The 10,639-nt window shown below is 74.9% G+C and carries 9 protein-coding genes; 4 read left to right on the forward strand and 5 right to left on the reverse strand.

Going from position 1 to position 10,639, the window contains the following annotated elements; all coding sequences use genetic code 11:
• Positions 1–7: 7 nt before the first annotated feature.
• Positions 8–1,453, reverse strand: a complete 1,446-nt coding sequence (locus ACW0Q9_RS11870) for an alpha-amylase (protein ID WP_456180542.1) — start codon at positions 1,451–1,453, stop codon at positions 8–10.
• 282 nt (positions 1,454–1,735) lie between these two features.
• On the opposite strand from ACW0Q9_RS11870, the gene ACW0Q9_RS11875 reads away from it, so the two are divergent.
• The 4 genes from ACW0Q9_RS11875 to ACW0Q9_RS11890 are packed head-to-tail and all read left to right on the forward strand — an operon-like array spanning position 1,736 to position 6,255.
• Positions 1,736–3,304 (forward strand): ferric reductase-like transmembrane domain-containing protein, encoded by a 1,569-nt coding sequence (locus tag ACW0Q9_RS11875; protein ID WP_456180544.1) that lies wholly within the window; start codon positions 1,736–1,738, stop codon positions 3,302–3,304.
• Positions 3,301–4,767, forward strand: a complete 1,467-nt coding sequence (locus tag ACW0Q9_RS11880) for an NADH-ubiquinone oxidoreductase-F iron-sulfur binding region domain-containing protein (protein ID WP_456180546.1) — start codon at positions 3,301–3,303, stop codon at positions 4,765–4,767. Before ACW0Q9_RS11875 ends, ACW0Q9_RS11880 begins: the two co-directional genes overlap by 4 nt.
• Positions 4,768–4,789: 22 nt before the next feature.
• Positions 4,790–5,380, forward strand: a complete 591-nt coding sequence (locus ACW0Q9_RS11885) for a redoxin domain-containing protein (RefSeq protein ID WP_456180548.1) — start codon at positions 4,790–4,792, stop codon at positions 5,378–5,380.
• On the forward strand, positions 5,377–6,255 hold the full coding sequence (locus ACW0Q9_RS11890) for a cytochrome c biogenesis CcdA family protein (RefSeq protein ID WP_456180550.1): 879 nt from the start codon (positions 5,377–5,379) through the stop codon (positions 6,253–6,255). Before ACW0Q9_RS11885 ends, ACW0Q9_RS11890 begins: the two co-directional genes overlap by 4 nt.
• Here ACW0Q9_RS11890 and serS read toward each other — a convergent pair.
• From serS to ACW0Q9_RS11910, 4 genes are all read right to left on the reverse strand, one after another.
• The gene (gene serS, locus ACW0Q9_RS11895; protein ID WP_456180552.1) at positions 6,239–7,525 is read right to left on the reverse strand and encodes a serine--tRNA ligase; all 1,287 of its coding nucleotides are present in this window, start codon (positions 7,523–7,525) and stop codon (positions 6,239–6,241) included. The two genes, ACW0Q9_RS11890 and serS, sit on opposite strands and share 17 nt — an antisense overlap.
• A 93-nt stretch (positions 7,526–7,618) precedes the next feature.
• The gene (locus ACW0Q9_RS11900) at positions 7,619–8,692 is read right to left on the reverse strand and encodes a DNA polymerase III subunit beta family protein (RefSeq protein ID WP_456180559.1); all 1,074 of its coding nucleotides are present in this window, start codon (positions 8,690–8,692) and stop codon (positions 7,619–7,621) included.
• 47 nt (positions 8,693–8,739) lie between these two features.
• A complete protein-coding gene (locus tag ACW0Q9_RS11905; RefSeq protein WP_456180555.1) occupies positions 8,740–9,915 on the reverse strand; it encodes a saccharopine dehydrogenase family protein in 1,176 nt (391 codons plus the stop codon).
• 42 nt (positions 9,916–9,957) lie between these two features.
• Positions 9,958–10,386 carry a hypothetical protein gene (locus ACW0Q9_RS11910; protein ID WP_456180557.1) on the reverse strand — a complete coding sequence of 143 codons (429 nt, stop codon included), beginning with the start codon at positions 10,384–10,386 and terminating at the stop codon, positions 9,958–9,960.
• Between the last annotated feature and the right edge of the window lie 253 nt (positions 10,387–10,639).

Here is a 10,639-nt window from a genome sequence, read left to right on the forward strand (position 1 = left end):
CCGCCGGTCAGGACAGCTTCGCGCCGATGTGGATGGCGACGGCGTCGTGCGCGTTGACGGTCGCGGCGAACCAGCCGTTCGCGTCCACGGTGATCACCGGCCCGCTGCACGAGCCGTTGGCGAAGTCGCCGTGGATGACGTCGCAGTAGCGGCCGGCCGGCAGGCCGGTGTAGAAGGACCGGCCGGTGATCGCGAAGTCCTCGTCGTTGATGGTCAGGTAGCCCTTGCCGGCCCGGCTGAACGCGATGTGCTGCCAGCCGTTGTCGTACCAGTTGGCGACTCCGGCGCCCTGGGTGGCGTTGGCGAAGCCGACCATGTTGGCGATCACCCGCCAGCGGTGCTCGCACTCCCAGCCGGAGTAGCAGGTGGTGTTCGACGTCCTGTTGCTGGCGTCCGAGGGCGGGCCCTGGTCCCGGTTGCTGAAGGTGTAGCTCGACATCACGGCGGGGGTGCCGTACGGCCAGGCGAGCATGAAGGCGTTCGCGAGGGCGTACTCGCCGCGGTCGCGGTAGGTCAGCACACCGCCGTCGCGCTGGGTGTCGTGGTTGTCGGTGAAGACCACCGCGGAGCCGCCGGGCAGGTAGCCCCAGGACTCGCCGAAGTTCCGCAGGTACGCCAGCCGCTCGCTGTTGAACATCCGGGCCAGGTCCTTGCCGTACCGGAACTCGTGCACGTCGCCGTTGCCGGTGTACTCGGTCGGCTGGATCGGCTCGCCGGCGCCGTAGATGACCTCCTGGACCAGATAGGTCGAGCGGGACAGCTTGCCCCTGATCGCGGCGATGTCCGCGGCCGGCATGTGCTTGCTGGCGTCCAGCCGGAAGCCGTCGACCCCGAGCGAGAGCAGGTCGTTGAGGTACGTGGCGAGCCGGGTACGCACGTAGTCGGACTCGGTCTTCAGGTCGGCGAGGTTGACCAGCTCGCAGTTCTGCACCTCGTACCGGTCGCCGTAGTTGGCGATGTCGTTGGTGCCGTTCCGGCCGCAGTAGTGGAAGTCCTGCGACGAGTAGGTGCCCGGGTAGTCGTAGTGGCCGTAGGTGCTGCCGGCCCAGCCGGTGCCGCCGCCGTCCTGGCCGGACATGTGGTTGACCACGGCGTCGACGATCACCTTCACGCCGGCGTTGTGGCAGGTGTTCACCATCGCCTGGAACTGCGCGCGGGTGCCCTTGCGGGACTCGACCCGGTAGCTGACCGGCTGGTAGGCCACCCACCACTGGTTGCCCCGGACGTGCTCCTGCGGCGGGGACACCTGGACGTAGCCGTAGCCCTTCGGGCCGAGGGTGCTGGTGCACTCGCTGGCCACCGAGGCCCAGTTCCACTCGAAGAGCTGGACGATGACCTTCTTGCTGCCGGGGGTGGCGGCGGCGGCCGGGGGAGCCGCCACGGTGGTGGGGACGAGCAGGCTGGCGGCCAGGCCCAGGGCGAGGGCCGCCGAGAGACATCGGCGTCGATGCATCGGGACTCCTGTGGGGGTGTGTGGTGCGGGGGACACCTCAGTGCCGGCTTCTTGCAGTCCGGCCTGAAATTTTCGGCAAGGTTACAAGCGTGTTGCAAGAAGTGTCAACGGATGGACATGCGTCGTTGCGTCAGGCGCTACACGCAGCCCGGGGCGCGGCGGTTCGACGGACCGGTCGAGAAATTCGCCACCGGAGGTGATCCGCCCGTGCCGTCCGTCCGTACAGGAGGAGGGAACAGGGTCGGCCGGTGGGGGTGCCGCCGCGAGACGATCGAGGAGCAGATGGCCCGGGCAGAGCAGAACGAGAAGGCGACGACCGTCCGGACCACCAGCAGCAGCCGTGGTGCCCGCACGATGTCGAAGTCCGCGATGGTGGCGCTCAGCGTGTCCGCGCTCGCCGTCGCGTGGGCCGGCCTCGAACTGGCCGGCGCCGGCACCGTCATGTACTCGTACGGATTCTTCTTCACCGAGTTCTTCGCCGGGGTGGTCGCCCTGGTCTCGCTCAGCCTCACCGTGATGCTGGGGCTGCTCGCCACCGACCGGCTGGTGCTGCTCATCCGGCACCGGGTGCTGCTCCAGTCGGCGCACCGGGCCACCGGCATCCTCGGCGTGGCCGGGCTGGTCTGCCACGTGATCACCAAGATCTCGATCGGCCGGGCCGGGCCGACCGACGGGGTGGTGCCGTTCCTCGCCGGCCGCGGCCTCTACGTCGGGCTGGGCACCGTCGCCGCGCTGATGATGGTCGGCGTGCTCTGGACCGGCATCGTCCGCGTCCGGTTCGCCGGCGTCGGTCCGAAGTGGATGTGGCGCGCGCTGCACTCGATGGCGTACGTGTCCTGGCCGTTCGCGCTGCTCCACGGGCTGAACGCCGGCCGGGCGGCGAAGACCTGGGTGGTGCTGAGCTACCTGGCCTGCGTCCTGCTGGTGGTGGTGGCGCTGCTGGTCCGCCTCTCCGTCCACCTCGGCAAGCGCAGCCGGGAGCAGCACCAGGCCGCCGCGCTGAACAAGGCGATGGCCGGCAAGGGGGAGGAGCGCACCGGCCTGCTCGCAGGGCTGGCCCGGCGCCGGAGCGTCGACAGGGACGAGAGCCGGTCCGGCCGGGGCCGCGAGGGTGGCTGGGCCGAGGTCACCGCGACCTGGACCGCGCCGGCAGGCATCGCCCGGCGTCGCGATCCCGAGCGGTTCGCCGTACCCGTGGTGCCCGAACCGGGGACGTTGCGCGAGCCGGTCCGCGCGGCGGCCGCGCGGCGCCGCGCCGAGGCCCCGGTCTCCCCGGGCCGCCGGCGGGACGCCGAGCCGGCGCCGGCCTCCCGGCGGCGCGACGAGCGCGAGCGGGTGGCCCGCCGCGAGGAGCGCGAGGCGGTGGCCCGTCGTGACGACGAGCGGCGCGGCCGCCGCCACCGGGACGAGGAGGAGCGGAGCGGCGGCCGGCACTCGGCCCCGCCGGACACCGGCGTCCGCTACTCCACCCCGGCGGAGGTCGCCCGCTACTCGGCCCCGCCGCGCCGGACCGACGAGCCGGAGGAGCCGTGGGACAGCCCGCGCCGCTGGGAGGGCGAGCCCGTCTCCGGCGAGCCGATCTCGGCCGGCCCGATCTCGTCGGCCCCGCGCAGCGGCAGCGGCCGGCACAGCGTCGAGGAGGACGTGCCGGAGGAGCCGGACTACTGGCGCCCGCCGGCCCGCTACGCCCCCGACGACGCCTTCGTCGACGACACCCCGACGCTTGTCGACCTCGCCTCCCGGCGGGCCATGCGGGCGTCCGGCGAGAGCCGGTCGAGCCGGCGCAAGCGCGCCAACGCGGACGCGGTGGACGGGGCGTACTGGGCCGGGCTGCGGGGTGAGGCCCGGTGATGCGGACGACCGTGCCCCCGGTGGCCTGCGTCGGCGAGCCCCGGCTCACCGCCGGCTTCGCCGAGTTCGGGAGACTCGACCTGCTGGCCCACGAGGAGGTGCACGGGCCGATCGGGCCGGTGGAGCCGGCCGCCCTGCTCCGGCTCGCCGAGGCCATCGACCTCAAGGGCAAGGGCGGCGCCGGCTTCCCGTTCGCCCGCAAGCTGCGCGCCGTGCTGGAGTCCTGCGAGCGGCAGGACCTCGCCGCCGTGGTGGTGGTCAACGCCAGCGAGGGGGAGCCGGCGAGCTGGAAGGACAAGGTGCTGCTCACCCGGGCCCCCCACCTGATCCTGGACGGCGCCGCGCTGGCCGCGTACGCGCTGGACGCCGAGGAGATCGTGATCGGGGTGGCCGACGACGACGTGGGCCGGCCCTCGCTCACGGAGGCGTTGCAGGAGCGGCGGATGCCGGTGCCCACCACCATCGTCACGGTGCCGCACCGGTTCATCTCCGGCGAGGGCGGCGCTCTGGTCAACGGGATCAACGGGCTGCCGCACATCCCGCCGGGCACCAAGAAGCGGTCCAGTGACTCCGGGGTGAACGGCCTGCCCACCCTGCTCTCCAACGCGGAGACCTACGCCCAGCTCGCGGTCGCCGCCCGGATCGGCCCGTACGAGTACGCCGCCCTCGGCACCGATGACGAGCCGGGCACCGTGCTGCTCACCGTCACCGGGGCGGCCAAGCGGCCGGCCGTGGTGGAGTGCGCGGCCGGCACCCCGCTGCGGGAGATCCTGGAGCTGTGCGAGGTGCCCGACGGGCCGGGCATCCTGATGGGCGGCTACCACGGCAAGTGGATCACGCCCGAGGCGGCGGCCCGGGCCGAGGTGTCCCGCAAAGGACTGGCCGCGGTGGGCGGCACCCTCGGCGCCGGCATCATCGTCCCGCTGGCCCGCGACACCTGCCCGCTCGGCGAGGCCGCCCAGGTGGTCCGCTACCTGGCCGGTGAGTCCGCCGGGCAGTGCGGCCCGTGCAAGATGGGCCTGCCCGACCTGGCCCGCGCCGTCGACCTGGCGGTCTCCGGCAGCGCCCCGATCGAGGTGGTCCGCGCGGCGGCCGGCGACGTGAAGGGACGCGGCGCGTGCAGCCACCCCGACGGCACGGCCCGGTTCGCGCTCTCCGCCATGGAGGTGTTCGCCGAGGACCTGCGGCTGCACGCCACCGGCGAGGGCTGCGGCAAGCGGGTCAAGGGCGTGATGGGGCTGCCCGGCGCGCCCGACGGCAACCCGCAGAAGCTCACCCTCGACTGGTCCCGCTGCGACGGGCACGGGCTCTGTGCCCACGTGGTGCCGGACTTCATCCGGCTCGACGGCAACGGTTACCCCGCCTTCCCCGCCACCCCGGTGCCGACGTGGCTGCGGGAGGGCGCGCTCAAGGCGGTCAAGGTCTGTCCCGAACTCGCGCTCCGGCTGGTCAGGGCCGAGTAGCCGAACCCCTGAGGAGTCGCGGATGCCCCCACGTACCGCCCGCCGCCTGGTCACCGCCGTCGTGCTGGCCGCCACGCTGCCCGGCGCGGCGTCCTGCGCGGTCGGGCCGGAGCGGGCCACCCCGGTCGGCGCGGTGGCCGCCGCGTCGCCCGCCGCCGCCCCCGCCGGGTCCGCGTCGCCGGCCCCGCCGGTGGTCCCGGCCCGGGTGCCGGAGACGCTGTCGTTCACCGCGAAGACCCTCGACGGTACGGCGTTCTCCGCCGCCGCCCTGGCCGGGAAGCCGGTGGTGCTCTGGTTCTGGGCGCCCTGGTGCGCCACCTGCGCCAGTCAGGCCTGGACGGTTGCCGAGATCGCCCCGAAGTACCGGGACACCGTGCCGATCGTCGGCGTCGCCGGGCTGGGCGAGCAGCGGGCCATGAAGGAGTTCGTCACCGAGTTCGACCTGGCCGGCACCCCGCAGCTCGACGACCGGTCGGGCGTGCTGTGGCGCCGGTTCGAGGTGGTCGAGCAGAGCACCTTCGTCGTCGTGGACCGGGACGGCCGGGTGATCCACCAGGGCTTCCTGGACGGGGAGTCGCTGACCCGGCAGGTCGACGCGCTGGCCCGGGGATGACCGGCGGGCTGCTGCTCGCGCTGACCGCGGGCATGCTCGCCGCGGTCAACCCGTGCGGCTTCGCCATGCTTCCCGCGTACCTGTCACTGCTGGTCGCCGGGCCCGCCGACGGTCGCGGCGCGGTCGGCCGCGCGCTCACCGCCACGGCCGGGCTGACCGTCGGGTACGCGCTGGTCTTCGGCGCCTTCGGGCTGGCCGTCGCCCCCCTGGCCGAGTGGCTGCGCCCCCGGCTGCCCTGGCTCACCGTGACCCTCGGCGTGCTGCTGGCGCTGGCCGGCTGCTGGCTGCTCGCCGGCCGGCGGCTGCCCACGCCGCGCCCGTTCGCCCGGGCGCCCCGGCTCACCCGCACCTGGCCGTCCATGGCCCTGTTCGGGGTGGCGTACGCGCTGACCTCGCTCACCTGCTCCATCGCGCCGTTCCTGGCGATCGTGGTGACCAGCCTGCGGGCCGGCTCCACGCTGCGCGGGCTGGCGCTCTTCGGCGCGTACGCGATCGGGATGGCCCTGGTGGTCGGGGTGGCCGCGCTCGGCGTGGCGCTGCTGCGCGGCCGGCTGGTGGCCGGGCTGCGCGGCGCCGGCGCGTGGATGCCCCGCCTCAGCGGCCTGGTGCTGCTGGTCGCCGGCGGCTACGTCGCCTGGTACGGCTGGTACGAGGTGCGCCTCGCCCAGGGCCGCCACGAGGCCCTCGGCGACCCGGTCGTGCGAGCCGCCGCCCAGGTGCAGCAGACCCTGGTCCACGCGCTCGACACGGCCGGCCCGGCCCTCCTCGCGGCCGCCCTGGGGCTGTTGTCGGCGGCCGGCCTGCTCCGGAGACGACGGCGGGAGCCGGACGAGCCGACTCCCGCCGCGCGTCAGCCGGTCAGCGGACCGGGGTGAGGCGGTCGGTGCCGAGCTTGTCGCGGAGGACCTCGGGCACCACGACCGAGCCGTCGGGCTGCTGGAACTGCTCCAGGATCGCCGGGAAGAGGCGGCTGGTGGCCAGCGCCGACCCGTTGAGGGTGTGCACGAACCGGGTCTGCTTGCCGCCCGGCTCCCGGTAGCGGATGGCGGCCCGGCGGGCCTGGTAGTCGCCGCCCCAGGAGACCGACGACACCTCCTTGTACTTGCCGGTGCTCGGCATCCAGACCTCGACGTCGAGGGTCTTCTTCATGGCGGCGCTGGAGTCGCCCGCCGCGAGCAGGCTGGTCTGGAAGTGCAGACCCAGCTTCTCGACCAGACCCTCGACGTGGCCGACCATCGCCTCCAGCGCCGCGCCCGCCTGCTCCGGCAGGGTGAACTGGAAGATCTCCACCTTGTTGAACTGGTGGCCGCGCACGGTGCCCCGCTCGTCGGAGTGCGAGCCGGCCGCCTCGCGCCGGTAGCACGGGGTGTAGGCGAACGCCTTCAGCGGCAGCTTCGCGGTCTCCAGGATCTCGTCCTGGAACGCGCCGAGGATCGCCGTCTCGGCGGTGGGCAGCAGGAACTGGCCGCGCGGGGCGGACTGCTTGTCGAGGTGGTAGACGTCGTCGTAGAACTTCGGGAACTGGCCGGCCGCGAAGCCGGCGCTGTCCAGCAGCAGGTGCGGCGGCAGCAGGAACTCGTAGCCGGCCTGGATGTTCTGCTCGATGAGCCAGTTGACCAGCGCCCACTCCAGCCGGGCGCCCAGGCCGGTGTACATCCAGAAGCCGGAGCCGCCGAGCTTCACCCCGCGCTCGTGGTCGACCAGGCCGAGCGCCTTGCTCAGCTCCACGTGGTCGCGGACCTTCTCGACGGCCGGGGGCTCGCCGAAGGTGCGCACCACCCGGTTGGCCTCCTTGCCGCCGGCGACCACGTCGTCGGCGGGCAGGTTGGGCAGCTCGCTCATGGTGCCGCGCAGCCGGGACTGCACCTCGTCCAGCTGGGACTCCAGCTCGGCGAGCTGCTTGCGCTCGGCCTCCGGCGCGACCGGCTCCGGCGTGGCGCCGGACCGCTTCGCCTCCGCGTACGCGCGCGCCTCGGCCTTGCGGCGCTGCCGCTCGGCGTCGATCTCCGTGATGAGGGCGCGGCGTTCCTGGTCGAGCCGCTGGATCTCGTCCAGCGCCCGGTTGACCTCGGCGGGATCCAGACGCTTCGCCAGCGCGGTCGCCACCGCCTCGCGATCCTTCCGGATCAACTCCATGTCGAGCATGCTGCTCCGTACGCCTCCGTCCAGGCAGTCAGGTGGGACCCCCAGATGCTACCGTCGCGGCCCGTTCCGCCCGCCCCGCACCCGGACGACGGGTCAGAGGCGCACCGGCATGAGGATGGAGAAGACGTCCTCGTCGTCGGGGCGGCGCACGGCCAGCGGGGCGATCGGCCCGTCCAGCTCCAGCACGAGCTGGCCCCGTCCACCGGCGTCCAGGGCGTCGAGCAGGTACTCCCGGTTCACCCCCACCCGGAGGCCGTCCGGGGTGTCCGGCCCGACCACGCGCAGCCCGCCCCGGCCGTCCAGGCCGAGCACGACCACCTCGTGGTCGACCCCCGCGTACTCGCGGAGCAGCACCGGGGCGCCCTCGGCGGTGACCGCACCGCGCAGCGCCGCCACGTCGACCGGGATCCGGTGGGTGGGCGCGCCGCCGACCTGCCCGTGCAGCAGCCGGCGGTAGTCCGGGAAGTCGTAGGGCAGCGCGGCGGCGGTCACCGGCCGGCCGGCCACGGAGACCTCCACCCGGTCCGGGGCCACGGTGAGGTGCGCCTCCGGGGTGATCCCGGCGCCGGTGTCGAGCAGGGCGCGCAGCTCGTCGACCGCGTCCACCGGCAGCAGCGCGCGCACGGGCCGGCCGTCGACCTTCCCGCCGGCCCGGGCCACGGCCAGCCGGTGCCGGTCGGTGGCGACCAGCCGGACACCGTCCGGCTCGACCTCCAGCAGCACGGCGGAGAGCACCGGCAGCTCCGGGTCGACGCCGACGGCGAACCGGACGGCGTCCACGGCGGCGGCCAGGTCGGCGCGGGACAGCACGATTCGGGTGGTGGTCACGGGGGTCTCCTCCGGATCGATCAGGGTGCGGATCCGGGAGAGCTCACGGCGGGCGTCGGCGAGGCCGTCCTCGAGGCGGCGCAGGTGCGCGTCCAGCAGCCGGTGCACCACGGCCGGCCGGTGCCGGTGCCGCAGTGCCTCGGCGATCCCGGCCAGCGGCATGCCGACCCGGCGCAGCCCGGCGACGAGGCGGGCCGGGCCCACCTGGTCGTCGGTGTACCAGCGGTAGCCCGTCGCCGGGTCCACCAGGGCCGGCACCAGCACGCCGGACCGGTCGTAGAACCGCAGCGCGCTCACCGTCAGACCACTGGCCCGGGCCAGCTCGCCGATGCTGCGCAGTTCGCTCTCCACGACGCCGGATCCTGGGCCCTCAACCCGGTCGAGGGTCAAGCGTCCAGCACCCGGAACGTGATCCCGGCCCGGACCAGCCGGTCCAGCAGGGCGTCGCCCATCGCGGTCACCGGGGTCACCTGCCCGGCGGTCGCGGGCAGGTCGTCGAAGGCCAGGCAGAGCGCGGACTCGGCGAGCATCTTGGCGGTCTCGTCGTAGCCGGGGTCGCCGCCGGCCACCTCGGTGCGTACGGTCCGGCCGCCGCCGGTGCCGACGAACCGGACCCGGAACCAGGACTTCGCCCGCTGCGCGGCGCTCGGCCCCTGCCCGGAGGAGAGCCGGCCGAGCAGCCAGCGCCGGGTCGGCGGCAGCTTCACCAGCCCGACCACGCCGGCCAGGCCCACGCCGGCGGCCAGCACGGTGGGCAGACGCTTCACCGCGGCGAAGTGGCGGTAGCGGAAGTCCGGGCCGTACTCCGGGCGGGCCGCCGCGGACCGGCGGACCACCTGCGGGTCGATGGTGGGCAGCGGCACCGCCCACAGCCCGAACTCCCGGACCCGGCCGACCCTGCCGGGCACCGCCCGGACCCGGCGGCCCTCCGGCCGCGGCTCGACGGCCCGGCGCGCCTTCGCGGCCCGGCTCATCTCCCCGGTCCGGGAGAACGCGGTCAGCGCCGAGTGGTACGTCCCGGCCGAGAACCGCCCGCCGGCCCGGACGTAACCGTCCACGGTGACCGGCCCGTCGGTGGGCAGCTGCCTGACCGTGAACCAGGCGCCCAGGTCGTGCGGGATCGAGTCGAAGCCGCAGGCGTGCACCAGGCGCGCCCCGGTGCGCACCGCCTCGGCGTGGTGCCGCACGTACATCAGGTCGACGAACTCCGGCTCGCCGGTGATGTCGAGGTAGTCGGTGCCGGCGGCGGCGCAGGCCGCGACCAGCGGCTCGCCGTGGTGGATGTACGGGCCGACGGTGCTGGCGACCACCCGGGCGCTCTCCGCCACGGCCCGCAGCGACGCCGGGTCGGTGACGTCGGCGGTGAGCAGCGGCAGCTCGGCCAGGCCCGGGTCGATGGCGGCCAGCCGGTCCCGCACCCCGGCCAGCTTGCCCGGGTTGCGGCCGGCCAGCGCCCAGCGCAGCCCGTCCGGGGCGTGCCGGGCCAGGTACTCGGCGGTCAGGCCGCCGGTGAACCCGGTGGCGCCGAAAAGGACGAGGTCGTGGGGACGGTCGTCGCGCATCCGCCGAGTGTGCCACCCCCGGCCGCTCGGATCACGGGCCGCTCAGCCGGCCCCGCCCGGCCGGTCCAGGCGCGAGCGGTCCGCCCGCAGCACCTCCCCGGTCTCCACCAGCTGTTTCGCCTCCCGCAACAGCCGGCGCAGGAACCGGCCGGGATCGTCGCCGAGCAGGTGGGCGGCCAGCCCCGGCAGTGCCGGCCCGCCGCCGGGGAGGCGGGCCGCCAGCTCGGTGCCACGCCCGCCGGGGGCCGGGCGGGCGGACAGCTCGACCGCGCCGTCGAGCGGGCGCAGCGGCTCCGGCCAGCGCCCGGACGGCAGCACCTCGTCGGGCCGGCCGGCCACCGTCACCACCTGCCAGCGTCCGGGCCGCAGGTCGGTCGCGGCCCTGCTGGGCCGGCGTCGGTGCCGGCGTACGAGGACCCCGGCCCCACCCGCCGTCACGAGGGCGAGCCCGGTGCCGGCCAGTCGCCTCATCCGTGCCACCTGCCCCTCCCGTCGTCCGGGGCCGCCGGGCGGCCGGATCCGTCGCCGGCCGCCCGCGTGCCTCCAGCCTGCGGCCGGGCCGGGTGACCCGGGTTCGCCCCGAAGGGGTGAACCGGTCGCGGCCGGGTAACCGCTGCCCGCACCGACCGGGGGAGGGGCCGCATGCCGGACGAGGCTGACCGCGTCGAGGTCGCCGTCACGCCGACCGACGTCAGCGCGGCGACGGATGTCGCCGGCACGCCGG

This window comes from Micromonospora sp. I033, assembly GCF_053890995.1.